The sequence below is a fragment of the Sphingobium sp. AP50 genome (genome assembly GCF_900109095.1).
Taxonomy (GTDB): Bacteria; Pseudomonadota; Alphaproteobacteria; order Sphingomonadales; family Sphingomonadaceae; genus Sphingobium.
Genome location: NZ_FNYZ01000017.1, coordinates 38,158 through 56,323 on the forward strand (window position 1 = coordinate 38,158; position 18,166 = coordinate 56,323).

Annotated in this window: 17 protein-coding genes; 2 read left to right on the plus strand and 15 right to left on the minus strand. The window is 64.4% G+C overall.

Going from position 1 to position 18,166, the window contains the following annotated elements:
* Window positions 1-24 precede the first annotated feature (24 nt).
* From BMY84_RS21935 to BMY84_RS21960, 6 genes are all read right to left on the minus strand, one after another.
* Window positions 25-2,118, minus strand: coding sequence for a transglycosylase domain-containing protein (locus BMY84_RS21935; RefSeq protein ID WP_093086587.1), 2,094 nt, complete (start codon window positions 2,116-2,118; stop codon window positions 25-27).
* 181 nt (window positions 2,119-2,299) lie between these two features.
* On the minus strand, window positions 2,300-2,704 hold the full coding sequence (gene msrB / locus BMY84_RS21940) for a peptide-methionine (R)-S-oxide reductase MsrB (protein ID WP_093086589.1): 405 nt from the start codon (window positions 2,702-2,704) through the stop codon (window positions 2,300-2,302).
* 31 nt (window positions 2,705-2,735) lie between these two features.
* Entirely contained in the window at window positions 2,736-3,764 is a 1,029-nt protein-coding gene (gene holA / locus BMY84_RS21945) for a DNA polymerase III subunit delta (RefSeq protein WP_093086590.1), read from the minus strand.
* On the minus strand, window positions 3,761-4,261 hold the full coding sequence (gene lptE / locus BMY84_RS21950) for an LPS assembly lipoprotein LptE (RefSeq protein WP_093086592.1): 501 nt from the start codon (window positions 4,259-4,261) through the stop codon (window positions 3,761-3,763). Before lptE ends, holA begins: the two co-directional genes overlap by 4 nt.
* A gap of 82 nt (window positions 4,262-4,343) precedes the next feature.
* Window positions 4,344-6,872, minus strand: coding sequence for a leucine--tRNA ligase (gene leuS, locus BMY84_RS21955; RefSeq protein ID WP_093086593.1), 2,529 nt, complete (start codon window positions 6,870-6,872; stop codon window positions 4,344-4,346).
* Window positions 6,873-6,972: 100 nt separating this feature from the next.
* A complete protein-coding gene (locus BMY84_RS21960; RefSeq protein ID WP_093017802.1) occupies window positions 6,973-7,419 on the minus strand; it encodes a DUF3576 domain-containing protein in 447 nt (148 codons plus the stop codon).
* A gap of 231 nt (window positions 7,420-7,650) precedes the next feature.
* On the opposite strand from BMY84_RS21960, the gene BMY84_RS21965 reads away from it, so the two are divergent.
* On the plus strand, window positions 7,651-8,376 hold the full coding sequence (locus BMY84_RS21965; protein WP_093086595.1) for a hypothetical protein: 726 nt from the start codon (window positions 7,651-7,653) through the stop codon (window positions 8,374-8,376).
* A 60-nt stretch (window positions 8,377-8,436) separates the two neighbouring features.
* Here BMY84_RS21965 and BMY84_RS21970 read toward each other — a convergent pair whose 3' ends face one another.
* The 3 genes from BMY84_RS21970 to BMY84_RS21980 all read right to left on the minus strand — a co-directional run bounded on the left by BMY84_RS21970 (window position 8,437) and on the right by BMY84_RS21980 (window position 11,065).
* Entirely contained in the window at window positions 8,437-9,372 is a 936-nt protein-coding gene (locus BMY84_RS21970) for a 2-hydroxyacid dehydrogenase (protein WP_093086596.1), read from the minus strand.
* A complete protein-coding gene (locus BMY84_RS21975) occupies window positions 9,369-10,709 on the minus strand; it encodes a cystathionine gamma-synthase family protein (RefSeq protein WP_093086598.1) in 1,341 nt (446 codons plus the stop codon). Before BMY84_RS21975 ends, BMY84_RS21970 begins: the two co-directional genes overlap by 4 nt.
* Window positions 10,710-10,852: 143 nt before the next feature.
* A complete protein-coding gene (locus BMY84_RS21980; protein WP_093086599.1) occupies window positions 10,853-11,065 on the minus strand; it encodes a hypothetical protein in 213 nt (70 codons plus the stop codon).
* Between the two features lie 156 nt (window positions 11,066-11,221).
* On the opposite strand from BMY84_RS21980, the gene BMY84_RS21985 reads away from it, so the two are divergent.
* A complete protein-coding gene (locus BMY84_RS21985; RefSeq protein ID WP_093086601.1) occupies window positions 11,222-13,633 on the plus strand; it encodes a ligase-associated DNA damage response DEXH box helicase in 2,412 nt (803 codons plus the stop codon).
* A 3-nt stretch (window positions 13,634-13,636) separates the two neighbouring features.
* On the opposite strand, the gene BMY84_RS21990 is transcribed toward BMY84_RS21985, so the two are convergent.
* From BMY84_RS21990 to BMY84_RS22015, 6 genes are all read right to left on the minus strand, one after another.
* Window positions 13,637-14,371 carry a DJ-1/PfpI family protein gene (locus BMY84_RS21990; protein ID WP_093086602.1) on the minus strand — a complete coding sequence of 245 codons (735 nt, stop codon included), beginning with the start codon at window positions 14,369-14,371 and terminating at the stop codon, window positions 13,637-13,639.
* A gap of 41 nt (window positions 14,372-14,412) precedes the next feature.
* On the minus strand, window positions 14,413-14,919 hold the full coding sequence (locus BMY84_RS21995) for a hypothetical protein (RefSeq protein WP_093086604.1): 507 nt from the start codon (window positions 14,917-14,919) through the stop codon (window positions 14,413-14,415).
* Window positions 14,916-15,479, minus strand: coding sequence for a DNA-3-methyladenine glycosylase I (locus BMY84_RS22000; protein ID WP_093086683.1), 564 nt, complete (start codon window positions 15,477-15,479; stop codon window positions 14,916-14,918). Before BMY84_RS22000 ends, BMY84_RS21995 begins: the two co-directional genes overlap by 4 nt.
* A gap of 158 nt (window positions 15,480-15,637) precedes the next feature.
* On the minus strand, window positions 15,638-16,351 hold the full coding sequence (locus tag BMY84_RS22005; RefSeq protein ID WP_093086605.1) for a YoaK family protein: 714 nt from the start codon (window positions 16,349-16,351) through the stop codon (window positions 15,638-15,640).
* A 17-nt stretch (window positions 16,352-16,368) separates the two neighbouring features.
* Window positions 16,369-17,745 (minus strand): alginate export family protein, encoded by a 1,377-nt coding sequence (locus BMY84_RS22010; protein WP_093086607.1) that lies wholly within the window; start codon window positions 17,743-17,745, stop codon window positions 16,369-16,371.
* Entirely contained in the window at window positions 17,738-18,166 is a 429-nt protein-coding gene (locus BMY84_RS22015; protein ID WP_093086608.1) for a DoxX family protein, read from the minus strand. The genes BMY84_RS22010 and BMY84_RS22015 overlap by 8 nt, the downstream gene beginning before the upstream one ends.

Consider the following 18,166-nt stretch of genomic DNA (forward strand, 5'->3'; position numbering starts at 1 on the left):
TGCTTTCGCAGGAGCCCGTGGCATTTACTGTCCCGGCGTTGGCCGTGTTGTCAGTGGCTGTTGCTGGCGCTGGCGATCGCGGCCCAGCACATTGTCGATCCATTGCTGGTCCAGCTTGGGCGGCTGCGGCCGGTCTTGCGGATCGACCTCCATCTGCTGCTGGTCCGAATCATCCTGCGCATCCGACGGCTCCGAACGCGGGCGCTCGACCGGCAGACCGTTTTCGTCGACCATCATGCCGTTGTCCGGGCTGCCATAATAGGCTTCCTCATCGGGTTCGAGCTGCCATTCGGGCAGGGTGACTTCGGTGTCGAAGGGTTCGACCGGCCGCTTGGCGACGGCGACCTTCATATAGTCGGCAAAGGCGCGGGCGGGCGCGCGGCCGCCCTGCAATCCGCCGACCGTCTTGGCATCGTCGCGGCCCATCCAGACGCCAGTCGTGATGCCGCTGGAAAAGCCGAGGAAATAGCCATCCTTGTTGCTCGTCGTGGTGCCGGTCTTGCCCGCCACCGGGCGACCGATCTGCGCCGCCTTGCCAGTGCCGGTGCTGACCGCCGTCTGCATCAGGTCGGTCATGCCCGCCGCCACCCAGGGGGCGACCAGCACGCGGCTGGTATCGTCCTGATGCTGGTAGAGCAGGCGACCGTCCGCCGTCGTGACCTTGGTGATGCCATAGGGGGTCACGGCAATGCCCTTGCGCGCGATCGAGGCTGCGGCGCGGGTCATGTCGATCAGGCGAACGTCGGAGGTACCCAGCACCATGGAGGGATGGGTATTGACCGGCGTGGTGATGCCAAAGCGGCGCGCCATGTCGGCAACGGTCGGGAAGCCGACTTCCACGCCCAGTTTTGCCGCGATCGTGTTGATCGAATAGGCAAAGGCGGTGCGCACGTCGATATCGCCGGCAAAGCGGCCATTGGCGTTGCGCGGGCTCCAGCCGTTGATCGTCACCGGTTCGTCGGTGACGGCCGTGTCGGGGGTGTAGCCCGCCTCCAGCGCCGCCATATAGACGAAGAGCTTCCAGGCGGACCCCGGCTGACGGGTGGCGGTGGTGGCGCGATTATAGTTGGACGTCACATAATCGAGGCCGCCAACCATCGCCCGCACCGCGCCGTCACGGTCCAGACTGACCATCGCGCCCTGCGTGCCGGCCGGGACATTGGCCTTGATCGCGGCCGTCGCGGCATTCTGCATGCCCAAATCGATGGTGGTGTAGACTTCCAGCGGTTCGTTCGGTTCGTCGATCAGCAGGTCGAGTTGCGGCAGCGCCCAGTCGGTGAAATAGCGCACGCTATTCTGCGGCGGCTCGGGCGCCATGCGGACGCCGGCCAGATTGGCATTGGCATGATCGCTGGCCGAAATCGCGCCATTTTCCTGCATCAGGTCCAGCACCACGCCCGCACGGCCAACGGCGGCTTCTGCATCGGCAGTGGGAGAGTAGCTGGACGGCGCCTTGACCAGACCGGCGATGATCGCCGCTTCGGGCAGATCCAGACCGGTGGCGGGATGGCCGAAGAATTTGCGGCTGGCCGCATCGATGCCATAGGCGCCGCCGCCGAAATAGACCTTGTTCAGGTAAAGTTCGAGGATCTGTCGCTTGGAGAATTTGCGCTCCAGCGCCAGCGCCAGCACCATTTCGCGGATCTTGCGGCCGAAACTATAGCTGTTGTTGAGGAAGATGTTGCGCGTCACCTGCTGGGTGATGGTCGATGCGCCCTGCCAGCGGCGGCCGGTGCCGCGCCGTTCCACCGCGACCCATGCCGCGCGGGCCATGCCGATCGGATCGACGCCGGGATGCAGGTAGAAACGCTTGTCCTCGGTCGAGACCATCGCATCGACCATGACCTGCGGAATCTGGTCATAGCTCAGCCACTGGCCAAAGCTCGGCCCGAGTGAGACGATGACGCTGCCGTCGGCCGCATGGACGCGGATCATCTGGCCGTTGGGGGAGGATTTTAGGCTGTTATAGTCGGGCAGCGACTGCATCGCGATGACCACCGCGATGACCACTGCCAACAACCCAGCCACTGCCGCCGCGATGCCGATCTTCAGCCCGCGCAGCATCCATGTCTTCGCGCGGCCACGTGGCGCGCCCTTGCTCTTGCTTGATCCTGCCATTTGTGCCGCCCCGGATACGCGCTAATCCCGGTCCCGGCCAGCGCAAATCCTGCAACCGGCGCGGAAAAAGACCGTCGCGCCGTCCATGGCGAACGGCGCTTTACCGGGGATGAACGGCCGATGTGCAGTTATCGTCAAGGTGCAGTGGAATCGACGTTGAACGGTCGACGGAAGTGGCTTTCTATTCCGCCTCGTCGCGCGGTTTGAAGGCCAGACCGGCGCTGTTCATGCAATAGCGCAGGCCATTGACGCCCGGTCCATCGGGGAAGACATGGCCCAGATGGCCTTCGCATTTGGCGCAGCGGACTTCGGTGCGGATCATGCCATGGCTGGCGTCGCGAATTTCCTCGACCGCGTCGATGTCCACCGGTGCGGTGAAGCTGGGCCAGCCCGATCCGCTGTCATATTTTTCGTCGGCATCGAACAGCTCTGCGCCGCAACCGGCGCAATAATAGACGCCTTCGGCCTTGTTGCTATTATATTTGCCGGTGAAGGCCCGTTCGGTTCCGGCCTCCCGCAGCACATGATATTGTTCGGGGGAAAGGCGGGCGCGCCATTCGGCGTCGGTCAGGTTCAGCTTCTCCATGGGCACAATATGGCCCCGCGCCCCTGTTCGATCAAGCCCGCTCGCGCGCGGCCTGTCGTGCAATCGCCAGCAGTTCGTGGCGCACCATCAGGTCGCCCAGCCCCCTGCCCCCGCGGCTCGATCGCTCGGCCTCCAGCAGGCGCTGGATCACGCGGGCGATGCCGGGCGCGTTCCAGGTCTGCACCTGTCGCGACACCAGCCCCTTCTCCTTCCAGAAGACCGCTTTGCCCGCCGATTCGACCGCCGATTCCAGTCGACCGCTGCTGTCGAAGGCGGTGCGGATATTGGCGACCAGCATGGCGCGGCTCAACAAGGGGCGTATCACCGATGCCATGGCCGTGCCGGTTTCGGCCAGACTGGCCAGTTCGCGATGCATGGCCTTCAGGTCGCCGCCCAGCACGGCATTGACCAAAGGCGCGACTTCCGTGTCGGGATTGTCGGCGGACAAAGCATCGAGCGCTTCGGCCGTGGCCTCACGCGGATGCTCCGGCGCGGCGTCGAGATAGAGGATGAGCTTTTCCACCTCCCCCGCCATCAGCGCTCGGTCGCCATTGGCCAGCGCCACGATCCGGCGTGCGAGGTCGGATGACAGGCGCAGCCCGCTTTCGCGCGCGATGCCGATGGCGATCTGCTCCGCCTCCCGCGCGTCGGGCTGGTAAGAGATAAAGGCCAGCGCGCCCTTATGGTCCAGCGCCAGCTTGAGCAGCTTCGATGTGGGTTTCAGCGCGCCGGCCATCGCGATCACCGGATTGCCGGCCGCCTCCCCTTCCAGCAGGGCCGTCAGCGCGGGCAGCGATTCATCGCCCATGCTGCTGACACGAATCCAGCGCCGGTCGCCGAACATGGAGAAGGAAGCTGCCTCGTCGGACAGACGAGCCGGATCATCCTTGAGCGTCGAACCGTCCAGATCGATCCGTTCGGCCTGTGGCCCCATGGCGCGCTCCAGCCGGCGGGCCAGCGCCTGGCTGCCCGCTTCATCGGGACCATAGAGCAGGAAGAAACGAATATCCTGTGGTGGCGCATCCAACGCCTTTTCGATCTGGCCCCGATTGGCCTTCAAGGCGTGGCCGCCTTGCGCGAGAAGAGCGCCAGCCGGGTCACGATCTGGTCGGCCACCGTCTGCGACAAGCGTTCGAGCGCCGTGTCTTCGGCCGCGATCGTGGCATATTCGCTGGAGGTGACGTCGATACCGGCATCGGAACCGGCGGTATCGTCCAATATCTGCGCGCCGGTGGCCTGATCGACCAGTTGATAGCGCGCGCGCAGGGTGCGGCGTTCGCGGGTGACGGCGGCGTCGGCACGCAGACCGAAGCCGCTGATATTATCGTCCAGCTTGACCACCAGCTTATAATGGGGGCCATCGCCACCGCGCATCGCCGACAGCCGGTCGTTGAGCGCATTGCGCACCAGCCAGCCGCCCTTGCCCTCGATCGGTTCGACTTCGACATTGCCGAGCGTCTGTGCGACCACGCCATGCCCACCCCCACCATAGACGGGGCGCAGCCCGCAGCCGGTGAGGAGCAAGGGAAGGGCGAGGAGGGGGAGAATGCGCTTCATGGACATTCCTTAGCATTGTCCGCGGCAAATTGAACCGTGCTCCTGCGGCCGCCCTTCGGGTCGCAGGAGCAAATTATTCGGATCAGACGACCAGATTGACCAGACGATCGGGCACCACGATCACCTTCTTGGGTGTCGCGCCGTCCAGCGTGCGGATGACGTTGGGTGCGGCCAGAGCCAGCTTTTCCAGTTCGTCCTTCGGCGTCCCCTTGGGCACGGTGATGGTGTCGCGCAGCTTGCCCATCACCTGACAGGCGATGGTGACTTCATCGTCCACCAGCAGCGCCGGATCTACCGTCGGCCATGCGGCGTCGGCGATCAGGCCTTCGCCCTTCATCTCCGCCCAGCCCTCTTCGGCCAGATGCGGCGTCATGGGAGCAACGAGCAGGGCGAGGCCACGGATCGCGGCGGTGCGAGATGCCGATGGCTTGGCCTTCTCGATGGCGTTGGTGAGTTCGTAAATCTTGGCAACCGCCTTGTTGAAGCCCAGCGCCTCGATATCCTTGGCGATGCCGTCGATGGTCTGGTGCAGCTTGCGATCCAGCGCCTTGTCCTGACCTTCGGCCGACGCGTCGGCTTCACCGAACAGGCGCCAGACGCGGTTGACGAAGCGCCACGATCCTTCGATCCCGGCTTCGGTCCAGGGCAGATCGCGTTCCGGCGGGCTGTCCGACAGCATGAACCAGCGCACCGCGTCCGCGCCATATTGGGCGATGATATCGTCGGGATCGACGACATTTTTCTTGGACTTGGACATTTTGATGACCCGGCCGACCTCGACCGGTGCATTGTCCGCGACCAGCGTGGCGCCATCGGCCGTGCGGCTGATTTCGCCGGGCGCGAAATAGACGGGGGGCAGCCCCTCGCCCTGTTCGCGGCTGTAAGTTTCATGCGTCACCATACCCTGTGTGAACAGGCCGGTGAAGGGTTCGGCAAAGCCCAGCTGCCCCATATGCTGAAGCGCGCGGGTCCAGAAACGGGCGTAGAGCAGGTGCAGGATCGCATGTTCCACGCCGCCAATATATTGGCCGACCGGTAGCCATTGCTCGACCGTGGCGCGATCGAACGGCTTGTCCTTGGGCTGGCTGGCGAAGCGGATGAAATACCAGCTTGAGTCGGCGAAGGTGTCGAGCGTATCGGTTTCGCGCACCGCCGGCTTGCCGCAGGACGGGCAGTCGACATGCTTCCAGGTCGCATGGCGATCCAGCGGATTACCGGGAATGTCGAAGCTGACATCTTCGGGCAGCACGACCGGCAACTGCGCCTTGGGCACCGGCACTACGCCACAGCCCTCGCAATGGATAACCGGGATCGGCGTGCCCCAGTAACGCTGGCGCGAGACGCCCCAGTCGCGCAGGCGGAACACGGTCTTGCCCGCGCCCCAGCCTTCCGACTCGGCGCGCGCGATGACGGCGGCCTTGGCCTCTTCCACGGCCATGCCGTCCAGGAAGCGCGAGTTTACCAGTGCGCCGGGGCCGGTATAGGCCTCGTTATGGATCGGCTTGTCGGCCTCACCTTCCAGCGCAACGACACGTTCCACGGGGAGCATGTACTTGCGCGCGAAGTCGAGGTCGCGCTGGTCATGCGCGGGCACGCCCATGACGGCGCCGGTGCCATAGTCCATCAGCACGAAATTGGCGATGAAGACCGGCAGATGCCAGTCGGGATCGAACGGGTGTGCGACGGTCAGGCCGGTGTCGAAGCCCAGCTTCTCCGCCGTTTCCAACTCGGCTGCGGTGGTGCCGCCTTCCTTGCACTTTTCGATGAAGGCAACGGCATCCGGATTGTTCGCAGCGACAGCCTGCGCGACCGGATGGTCCGCCGCGATCGCGACGAAGCTGGCGCCGAAGATGGTGTCCGGACGGGTCGAATAGACTTCGATTTCCGTGTCGAAGGGCGCAAGCGGCTTGAAGCTGAATTGCAAACCGACCGACTTGCCGATCCAGTTTTCCTGCATGGTCCGAACCTTGTCGGGCCATTGGTCGAGCGTCTTCAGCCCCTCCAGCAGGTCGTCGGCGAACTGGGTGATCTTCAGGAACCACTGGGACAGCTTGCGCTTTTCGACCAGCGCGCCCGAACGCCAGCCGCGTCCATCGATCACCTGCTCGTTCGCCAGCACGGTCATGTCGACCGGATCCCAGTTTACCGCTGATTCCTTGCGATAGACCAGCCCGGCTTCCAGCATGTCCAGAAACAGCGCCTGTTCCTGACCATAATAGTCCGGCTCGCAGGTCGCGAGTTCGCGACTCCAGTCGATTGCGAAGCCCAGCTTCTTCAGCTGCGCGCGCATGTTGGCGATATTGTCGCGGGTCCAGCTGCCGGGATGGACCTTCTTTTCCATCGCCGCATTTTCGGCCGGCATGCCAAAGGCGTCCCAGCCCATCGGATGCAGCACTTCATGGCCGGTCATCCGGCGGAAGCGCGCCAGCACGTCGCCCATGGAGTAATTGCGGACATGACCGATATGGATGCGCCCCGACGGATAGGGGAACATCTCCAGCACATAGCTACGCGGCTTGGTCGAGGCGTCGTCCGCCTTGAAACTCTGCTGTTCGTCCCAGGTCGCCTGCCAGCGGGCGTCGGCCTCCATCGGGTTGAAGCGCCTTTGCATGTCATGTCCTTACAAATGCAAGCGGGCTGGGCTCGTATAAAAGCCCAGCCCAGATAGTGTGAAAACAGGGCGTTATATCAGCGCCCATCCAAGCCTTGGGTCAGCCGATCGCCGTGCGGCGCAGGTCGCGCGCTTTGGTGAGGATGATTTCTTCCAGCTTCTGCACGGTCGCGGCGGCGACGGGGGCATCGACCCACTGGCCATTCTGGTTCACCTGACGGCTGGCGGCGACACGCACCGCGTCGGCGCGCAGATCCTGATCCAGAATCGACACGGTCAGCTTCATCCGCTCATTGGGCGTGTTCGGATTGGCATACCAGTCGGTGACGATCACGCCGCCGTTCGAATCGGTCTGCACCATCGGCATGAAGGACAGCGTGTCGAGCGTCGCGCGCCACAGATAGGCGTTGACGCCGATCGTCGTAACCTTCGACGCGGCGAGGTCCGCCTTGGGACGCTCCTTCGAGCCGCCACCGCAAGCCGCGAGCGGCAGGAGGGCGGCCAGCAGCAGGCCGGAGGAAAGAGAGGCGGGAAGGCGCACCATCAGGGCATGTCCTAGCTAGGAAAACGAGAAACTGCCCGCTTCTATAGTGGCCGTGCAGCGCGGGGCAAGGGGGCGCTATGGAGCCGGCACATTGGACAGACGGCGCCGGACACCTTCCACCCTGTGTATTCGATGCAACAGCTCAGACAAAAAGCGGCCCGGCCCCTAGCCAGTGGCGGCTTTATCGGTGTAATGCGTTATCACATATCAGTCGGCGGGGACGGACACAGGATCATGCGTGTGAACAGGGGATATTTGGCATTGGCGGGCTCGGCGGTTGCCGTAGCTGGCTTCATGCTGTCTCCCGCGATCGGCGCAGCGACCGCCCTTGTTCAGCTCCGTGCGGAAGCGCCGGTATCGCTGGGCGCACTGGGCAGCATTTCTTCCTTCACGCCGACGATCAAGGATCCGCGACTTGCCGCTGCCTATGCGCGAATCGCGGCCAAGGCAAACAGTCAGGGCTTCCGTTTCACGCCGACCAGCGGGTCGCTGAGCGGGCAGCGTTCGGTCACCGTGATGGTCCGCGCAGCCGACGATCAGGGCACGATCAATCGCACCCTGGCGCCGATCGACATCAAGCCGGTCGCCTTCAGCCTGAACGGTGCGCATAACTGGCGCAAGTTTGCCCTGCCCGACTCGGTCGGCCGCAAGGCGCTGGACCCGGTTCCGGTCGAAACCATGGTCGACACCAAGAATTTCTCGCTGGAAGACGGCAAGAAGAATCGTTTCAGCACCAAGGTACTGATCGAAACGCATCGCGATGCGAGCGCGACTGTGCGCAATCCCTCGGCGGACAAGGATTATACGCTGGATCTGGCCAGCTCCTATTCGCTGACGCGCAACCTGAACGTCACGGCTGGGGTGCGCTATAATAATAGCGTTGCGGGTCGCCTGACGCCGATGACCGACGAGCGGCAGGACAGCCAGGCCGTCTATCTGGGCACCGTCTTCAAATTCTGATCGCCTGATGATGTGATGGCCGGGTGTTTCACGTGAAGCATCGACGGGCGTTCTATTTCTTCAGCTAGATACCGGTGAAAGCAGGGCCTCTCCGCTGAAATAGGCGCGCAGATTGGCGCGCAGCATTTGGGCCATATGCGCCACCGCCGCGTCGGTGGCGCCGCCGGTATGCGGGGTCAATATGCAGTTCGGCACATCGCTCCAGCGCGCAGCATCGGTCGGTTCCTGCGCGAACACGTCCAGCGCTGCGCCGCCCAGCCGCCCATCGCGCAAGGCGGCGATCAGCGCACCCTCATCCACTAACTGGCCGCGCGCGACATTGACCAGCAATCCGCCCGGTCCCAGCGCGTCGATGATCGCCGTGTCGATCATCCGGCGATTCGTCTCATCCGCTCTGGCCGCCACCAGCAGGATGTCGCTCCGTTGTGCGAGCGCCATCAGGCTGTCGTCGCGGGGCCAGGGCAGGTCGGGCTTGGCCCGCGGTCCCCACCAGCCGACCCGCATGCGCATCACTTCCGCCCGCCGGGCCGTGGCGATGCCGATCGCGCCCATGCCGACGATGCCCAGCCGCGCCTCCGCGAGCGACCGGGTGATGGTCTTGGCGCCCGCCACCCATTGGCCAGCCCGCAATTGCCGGTCGCCCGTCACGATCTGGCGGTGATGCGCCAGGATGAGGCCGATTCCATGATCGGCCACATCCTCTGCATTGGCATCTCCCGCATGGGTGACGGCAATGCCGCGCGCGCGCGCCCAGTCCAGATCGACCCCGTCATAGCCGACGGTGAAGCAGGCAATCAGGCCCAGTTTCGGCATGGTCTCCAGCAAGGCCGGATTGAGTCGAAACTCGCCGGCCGTCACCAAGGCCTGCGCCTCGCCGATGTGGGCGCGCCCGGCCTCCTCCCAGAGCGGCTGGACGTTATAATCCGCCGCCAGCAGCCCCAGCAGAGGCGCCAGATGTGGCTGGGCAATCAGGATGACCGGGCGCGCCGCACTCATCCGATGTGCCGCAGGGCTTGGGCGAAGTCGGCGATCAGATCATCGGCATCCTCGCAGCCGATCGAGATGCGCACCATATTGTCGCCGATCGCCAGCGCCTTCTTGCGCTCTGCCGGGACCGACAGATGCGTCATGGCGGCGGGATGGCTGGCCAGAGTCTCGGTGCCGCCGAGGCTCACCGCCAGCTTGGCGATCTTGAGCGCGTCGAGGAAAGCGAAGGCTTCCGCTTCCCCGCCTTTCAGATAGAGCGAGAAGGTCGATCCCGCGCCGGTGCAATGGCGTTGGTAGATATCGGCCTGCCGCTCCGTCTCCGGAAAGCCCAGATAGACGACCTTCTCCACCTGCGACTGATCCTTCAGCCAGGCGCAGATCTTCGCGGCGCTCTCCCCGGCCCGGCTCATCCGCAGTTCCAGCGTCTCCAGCGACCGTAGCAGCATCCAGGCGCTGTGCGGGTCGAGGATCGTGCCGATCGTGTTGCGCATCAGGCGGATGCTGTTGATCAGCGCATTGCTGCCCAGCACGCCGCCTGCGACCAGATCGCTATGCCCGCCGGCATATTTGGTGAGGCTGTAGATGACGAGATCCGCGCCATGGGCGATGGGCTTGTGCCACAGTGGCCCCAGGAAGGTGTTGTCGATCGCGATCGGCGGCACATGCGCTTCGCCCGCAAACAGCGAGTCGCGCCGCGCGACAACCGCCTCCAGATCGACCAGCACATTGGTCGGGTTGGCCGGGCTTTCCAGATAGAGCAGAGCGACGCGGCCCAGTCCCTTCGCCTTCTCGATCACCGCGCCGATTTCCTCCTCGGTCGCGCCGGCGGGGAAATCCAGCCATTGCACGCCGAATTTGCCGAGGATGCGGCCGATCAGCGATTCGGTCGCGGCATAGAGCGGCGCCGAATGGACGATGACGTCGCCCGGTTGGACGAGGGCCAGCAAGGTGGTGGCAATCGCCGACATGCCGCTGGAAAAGAGCAGGGCATCCTCCGCCTCCTCCCAGACAGACAGACGATCTTCGCAAATCTCCTGATTGGGGCCGTTGAAGCGCGAATAGACGAGGCCTTCCGCACCGCCAGGGCGAATGCCGGTCACGCCCTCGAAATGGCGTTTGCCTGCGGCCGCGCTTTCGAAGGCGAAGGTAGAGGTGAGGAAGATGGGGGGCTTGAGCGAGCCTTCCGACAGGGTCGGATCATAGCCATGGCCCATCATCAATGTGGCGGGCTTCAGCTTGCGGCCGTCAATCTCCATGATCGGGGCCTTGGGGCGGCGGCGGTTGCCGGTTGGTTCGACGCCGGTCAGCTCGGCTTCGGTGAAGGGGGGCGGGGTTTCGCCGGTCATGTCATTCTCCTGCTCGGGGGCGGCGTCTGGTGCGCCGCTCTCATGCGAGGGAATGTAGTGCAGGGCACCGGCAAAGAGCCAGAGGGGGCGTAAGATTATTTCTTACGGCTATATTATTATTCCGAAAGGGATGGCCGACCCGCTCAGGCGACCAGCCCTTCCTCATTCTCGATATGCGCCGGTATCGCCTCTTCGCCGGTGTCGCTCGCAGGATGCGGATGCTGCTGCGCGACATGCAGCGCTTCCTCGCACAGGCTGAACCAGTTGGCCCAGAAAGTGACCGGCATCAGCCAGGCGTCGAACAGGGTGGTCGGCACGGTGCCGAACATGAAGGGGCTATGGTCTTGATCGGTCATGCGCCCATTTCCTCTCTCGATAGTGCGCGCCCTGTGGCATCGGCGCGAAGCGGGCGCCACTATAGCATGCTATCTGCCCCGCCTCCATCGGCAGCGACCGTGGAGGTAGAACAGGTGGACCGTGACAGAGGGGATGGGCGCCCCTACATCCATGCCATGTCCGCCGACCTTCCCGTCCCTGTCGAAAGCTGGTTTGCCGCGCGCGGATGGCGGCCGCGACGGCATCAGATGGAAATGCTGGCGGCGGCGCGGCACGGCGAACATGCCCTGCTGGTGGCGCCGACCGGGGCGGGCAAGACGCTGGCGGGCTTCCTGCCGACGTTGGTCGAGCTGATCGATGATCCGGTCGATGGGCTGCATACCCTCTATGTCTCGCCATTGAAGGCGCTGGCGGTGGATGTGCGGCGCAACCTGCTGACCCCGATCGAGGAAATGGGCCTGCCGATCCGGGTGGAGACGCGCACCGGCGACACGCCGTCCGACCGCAAGGTACGCCAGCGCGCCCGGCCGCCGCAAATCCTGCTGACCACGCCCGAATCGCTGTCGCTGTTGCTCAGCTATCCCGACGCGGCGCTAATGTTCGCGGATTTGCGCACCGTGATCGTGGATGAAGTCCACGCCTTCGCGACGCAGAAGCGCGGCGACCTGCTCAACCTGTCGATGGCGCGCTTGCAGACGATCAACCCCGCCCTGCGCCGCATCGCCCTGTCTGCCACCGTCGCTGACGTAGACGCCTATCGCGCCTGGCTGGCGCCCGATGGCGATATCGACGCCGTGACGCCAGTTTTGGGAGAAGCGGGAGCGGAGCCGAATGTCGCCATCCTGATTCCCGAAGGGCGGGTGCCCTGGTCCGGCCATTCGGGCAAATATGCGGCCAGTCAGGTGATGGCCGAGATCGAGTCGCGCCAGACGACTTTGGTCTTCTGTAACACACGCGGGCTTGCAGAACTGATCTTTCAGGAACTCTGGTCGGCCAATGACGCCAATCTGCCGATCGCCATCCATCATGGCAGCCTGTCGATCGAGGCGCGGCGCAAGGTGGAATCGGCGATGGCGGCGGGCAAATTGCGGGCGCTGGTGGCGACTGCTTCGCTGGATCTGGGTGTCGACTGGGGCAATGTCGATTGCGTGATTCAGATGGGGGCGCCCAAGGGATCGTCGCGTCTGTTGCAGCGGATCGGCCGGGCCAATCATCGGCTCGACATGGCGTCGGAAGCGATTCTGATTCCCGGCAATCGCTTCGAATATCTGGAGGCGCGCGCGGCGCTGGATGCGGTGGAAGCGGGCGAGCGCGACGCCGATGATTTCCGGCCCGGCAGTTTGGACGTGCTGGCCCAGCATATCATGGGACTCGCCTGTGCCGGGCCGTTTCGCGCGGAGGAATTGCTGGAAGAGGTGCGGTCGGCAACGCCCTATAGCGCGCTGACGGCCGAGGCGTTCGAGAATGTCCTCCATTTCATCGAGGGCGGCGGCTATGCCCTGCGCGCCTATGACCGGTTCAAGCGGCTGACGCAGGAGGCGGACGGTAGTTGGCGGGTATCTCACCCCCGTTTCATCCAGCAGCATCGGTTGAATGCCGGTATCATCGTCGATCAGCCCGCGCTGGCCGTTCGCTTCGCCAATGGCCGGAAGCTGGGGACGGTGGAGGAAGGTTTCGCCGCCACGCTGCGGCCGGGTGACAGTTTCTTCTTTTCCGGCATGGCGCTGGAGGTGGTGCGGATGGACACCAGCGATCTGGTCGTGCGTGCGACGTCCAAACAGGCGCGCATTCCCAGTTGGGGCGGCACGCGCATGGCGATGTCCACCCGGCTGGCCGACCGGGTCCGCCACTTTCTCGCCGAGCCGGAGGAATGGCATCGCTTCCCGCCCGATGTGCGCGAATGGCTGGAAATGCAGAAGCTTCGCTCCGCCCTGCCCCAACCCGGCCAACTCCTGATCGAAACTTTCCCGCATGAGGGGCGCCATTATCTGGTCTGCTACAGTTTCGAAGGCTGGAATGCGCATCAGTCGCTGGGCATGCTGCTGACCCGGCGGATGGAGAGTCAGGGCCTGATGCCGCTGGGCTTCGTCTCCAATGATTATGCGCTGGCTGTTTATGGCATGAAGCCCGTCACCGATCCGGCCAGCCTCTTTTCCGCCGACATATTGGACCATGAATTTGTCGACTGGGTCGAACAGTCGAGCCTTTTGAAGCGCGCATTCCGTGACGTGGCGGTGATTTCCGGGCTGATCGAGCGGCAGCATCCGGGCAAGCGCAAGACCGGGCGGCAGGTCACTTTCTCGACCGACCTCATTTATGACGTGCTGCGCAAATATCAGCCCGATCATCTGCTGCTGAAGGCCGCTTGGGCCGATGCGCGCGCCCGCATGACCGATGTCGGCCGTCTGGGCGACCTGATCGACCGGGCGAGTCAGACCATGCTGCATGTGACGCTCGACCGGGTCAGCCCCCTCGCCGTACCGGTGCTGATCCTGATCGGCCGCGAACATGTCGCGCAAAGCGCGGCCGAAGATGCTCTGCTGATGGAAGCGGAAGCGCTGGTGGCAGAGGCGATGCGGGCGGACTGAGCCCTATTTCGTCAGCCCGTTCATTGCGGCAAAGGGATCGTCGGCGGCATCCTCGTTCCAGCGATATTCGGTGCGATGGGCGACCCAATGGGCCATGTCCTTGCCATAGAGTTTCGCGATCAGGCCCAGCGCCATGTCCGTCCCCGCCGAAATGCCGGAGGAGGAGATATATTTGCCATCCTCCACCCAGCGCGCCTGCGGCACCCAGGCCACCTTTGCGCCCTGCGCCGTCGCCCATTTCCAGGCCATCTTGTTGCTGGTCGCCTTTACCCCGTCGATCAGGCCTGTCTTCGCCAGCAGGCCCGATCCGGTGCAGATGGTCGCCACCCGCGGCGTGGCATCGGCGATGGAGCGGATGGAGTCCATGAAGACCGCATTGCCGACCTCCCGCCTCGTGCCGATCCCGCCGGGGATCATGACGATGTCCAGTTTGGGCGCGTCGGCGAAACCATAGTCGGCGATGGTCTGCGGCCCTGCGCCGCTCCTGACCGGCCCGGCCTTGTCCGCGATCATCACTATGTCGACCCGGTCCTTCAGCATCCCGAACATTTCGAGGGGACCGAACACGTCGAGCAGTTCGAACCCGTCGAACAGGACCATGCCCAGCTTTTTCTTCGGCCCGCTGGGCGGCACGGGTGGCTGGATGCTGACTTGCGCAGCGGCTTCGCTGGACAAGGCCAGCGTCGACAGGGCAGCAGCGGCGATCAGCAGGTCACGGCGAGAGGCATCGGCGGTCATGGCATCTTCCTCCGAATCAAAAGGTTCAACCGGCTTAACGATCAGGGGCCGTCTTCCCGCATGCCACCGCAACCCTTGAGCGTGCCGTCCGCGAAGGCGATCTGCACCCGGTCGGACCAGATGGCTTCGCTCATGCCGTCGCTGCACGGCCCTTCGGTCGCGGTCAGGGTGAAGCCGTCGCCGACAAGGCGGATGGCGCGATCGTCGCTCTGGTCATGGACGGAAAAGCGCAGTGGCGGGTGATCGGGCCGTTCCAGCAGGACCGTCGATCCGCGCAGCGTCACGCCCCAAAAGGGTTCGGTGCCGATGGCGCGATAGTCTGGCGGGGAGGGAAGCGTCTTCGATGTTTCACGTGAAACCAAAGGCTTGGCTTTGGCCACCGGCTGGGGCGCGGGTGGAGCATCGTCGGCTGCGTTGGCCGGAATGCTGCTATTGATCGGCGCGATGACATTGGCCACTGCCTTGGGCTTGGCTTGATTAGTGGCCGGATCGCCCTTCCCGCACCCGCCCAGCAGCGTTGCGAGCAGGAGGGCGGCAATCGCCCTCATGGCCGCAGGGGCTCGCGGCGGAAGCAATCGACGGCATGGTCATTCACCATGCCGATCGCCTGCATCCAGGCATAGACGATAGTCGGGCCGACGAATTTGAAGCCGCGTTTCTTCAAATCCTGGGAAATGACCTCGGATAGATCCGTCTTGGCTGGAAAATGGACGCCGTCATTCTGAATCGGCGTGCCGTCCACAAAGGCCCAGACATAGGCCGCGAAATCCTCGCCCCGGTCCCGCATGTCGCAGAAAATCTGCGCGCCCCGGATCGTCGCCTCGATCTTCGCCCGTGCCCGCACAATGCCAGGATCACCCATCAGCCGCTCGATATCATCAGGGCCGAAGGCGGCCACCCGGTCCGGATCGAAGCCGGCAAAGGCCGCACGAAACCCTTCGCGCTTGCGCAATATGGTGATCCAGGACAGCCCCGCCTGAAACCCCTCCAGCATCAGCATTTCCCAGAGCATCCGCGAATCGCGCTCCGGGACGCCCCATTCAGCGTCATGATAGGCGCAATACAGCGCGTCGGCGGCGCTGACCCAGCTGCAGCGTGGCAGTGCCATATCTTGGCGGGCTTCGCTCAGGGTGGGAAATGTCATCGTTGAACTGCCAGGATATTTGTCATGAACCAGCCTTCCGGTGGACCCTCGTTGCAAGGCAGATGATAGCGAAAATGCTTTCGCTCTGCATCATGAGGCTGTCCGGACAAGGTCCGGGTTATTCAGGCGCCGTGTGGCAGGGCGGCTGCCGGATGACGCACGCAGATGAGCGTCCCCAGCAGGACGACGCCGCCAGCGACCAGCAGGGGCAGAGCAAGGCCCATATGCGTGACCATCAGCGCGCCAGCTGCCGCGCCAGCGAAGATCGCGACGATAGCGCCGATACGGCGGCCGAGATTGGGATTGTTGCCTCCGGCCAGGCTTGAGTCAGCGGCGATTCCTGTGACTGTCAGGGTCAGGACGGTCGTCGTGAGATCAGGCACTTTCAACTGACGGATGGTGGCATTGCGGAAACCCATCGCGATGGCGGTCAGGGTGATTATCGCAAAGAGCGCGATGGTGGGCTTGAGCGAGGGGATGTCGAAGCCGAGCGCGACGATGGCCGCAATCCACAGAAGCGCTGTTTCGATCAGAGCGGCGACCGTGAGCCAGTGGCGCAGGGGACGCTTGCCAAAGCCCTGCCCGACCCGGCCTGCGATCAGGGCACCGAGGAAGAAGGTGGCCAGCGCCACCAGATAGGGCGCTACCTTGAAGCCGGGCGTCCCGGCGGCGGCGAAGCCCAGGAACACCACATTGCCGGTCATGTTGGCGGTGAACACCTTGCCAAGACCAAGCACGCTGACCGCGTCGACCAGGCCGGTCGTAACCGAGAGCAGCAGAAGCAGTCCGGGTAGCGGAGAAGATTTTGATGCTGGCGTTGAAGGTGCTTGGGGCATGAGGATACTCCTGAAATCTAGAATCGGAAATTGGCTTCGAAGCCGGTCATGGCGATGGTCCTGGCCGGGCCGGTCTCGCGGATGAAGGCGCCCGGCGCGAAGAGAGACAGGGATGTGGACAGTTCCAGTTCCGGCGTCGCCTGCCAGGCCAGCGTCGCTTCGGCTTCCTTGCCGATGAAGCGGGCGCGGCTGTCGCCGGGGCCACGGATCAGATTGCCCGGTATGTCGTAAATGCCGTCCTTGCGGGCGTAGCGCCAATAGGCCATCGCAGCGAGACTGGCGGAAAAGCCGTTGCCCAACGGGGCGCTGAGGCGGGGATTGAGGCTGACGATATTGGTCGGGCCGACGGGTGAGAGTTCGCCGAAATATTTGCCCTTTGGGAACAGCGCGTTGAACGTGCCCAACCTGTCATCTTCGCTGTTACGATCGCCGCTGACGATGTTGAAGCGCAGGGTGGCATCGGGGGACAGCGGCAGGCTGCGCAGCGTACGGCCGACTTCGGTGCCGATCGTCCAGGCGGAAATGCGCTGCCCTTCATAATGGCCAAACTGATAGACGCCCTCGACATTCCAGTGCCAGTCGTCTCGCGCGCCATGGAAGCGCGCGCCGACGCTGTGACGCAACTCCCGCCCGGTCAGCCCGCCGAAGCGCGCGGCGCGGTTGCGATAGCCTAGATAATAGAGGTCGAGTTCGGGCAGGGTTGCGTAGGCACCCCACAGCTTGCGCGTGTCGGAGGTGCGATCGTCGAAGCTGGCGGGACCGGGCTGCACCGGGTTCAGCAGGAACAGGTCGAGCTTGCGTCCTTCGCCCAGCAATACGCTGCCGCGCACGCCGTCGAAGGCCAGCGGCGTATTGGGGCCATAGCGGGTGCCGACCAGCCTTTCGGTGCCGAGCGAGAGCATCTGCCGCCCGCCACGCAGGGTGACGGGGCCGACGCCGATTTCCGCGAAGCTCTGGAGCATATCCACGCGGCTCTGGTCGATCGGGCTGCCGGCAGGGGCGACGCCGATGGCATAGCTGATGATGGGCTGGACAAAGGCACGGGCATGGAGTGCGTCGGGCGCGCCGACATGCAGGTCGGCATAGGGCATGGCCCGCGCCCAGAGATAGGAGTCGTCGGGGGCGTCGGCCCCGCCCCACAGGTTGTTGCGGTAATTCTCGTTGCGCACCCGCAGTTCCACGCCGGTCGACAGCCACGTCGCATCATCGATCGGGATATATTTGAACTGCCCCGTCCAGTGATGGGCGCGCTTTTCCACGTCGGCCAGGTCGGACCAATCCTCGTCGTAGCGGGTGATCGACAGGGTCGGCGCCTGCCAAGCCTCGGTCGTCTGCGCGGCCAGCGGCTGGCAAGCGCAGAGCGAGAGGGTGAGGCAGGCGGTTTTCTTAAGCACGGCGCTGCGCCTGTTCGGCGACGAGGGCCGCAAGGATGAAGCCGCCGATCAGGCCGAGATGCTCGAAGAAGGCATTGGTGGCCATGAAACGGTCCTGTCCTATCGGCATCGTCCAGAAGGCGTTGGCGGTAAAGGCGGCGAGCAGGGTGAAGACCCCCAGCATGCCCGCGCCCAGCCAGATCAGCCGGCCGGAAAGGATCAGCAGCGGGCCGATCAGTTCGAGCGCGATGGTGAGCGCCGCCCAGAGCGCGGGCGGGCTCATGCCGAAATGCGCCTGTTCCGCGACCGCCGCCGACCAGTCGGACAGCTTGACGATGCCCCCCAGCAGATAGGCGCCGACCAGCAGCAGCCGGGCGATGAACCATGTCGGCTTCCAGTCGAGGATCGCGTCAACGAAGCGCGGGTCGCGGTCGGGCCGCAT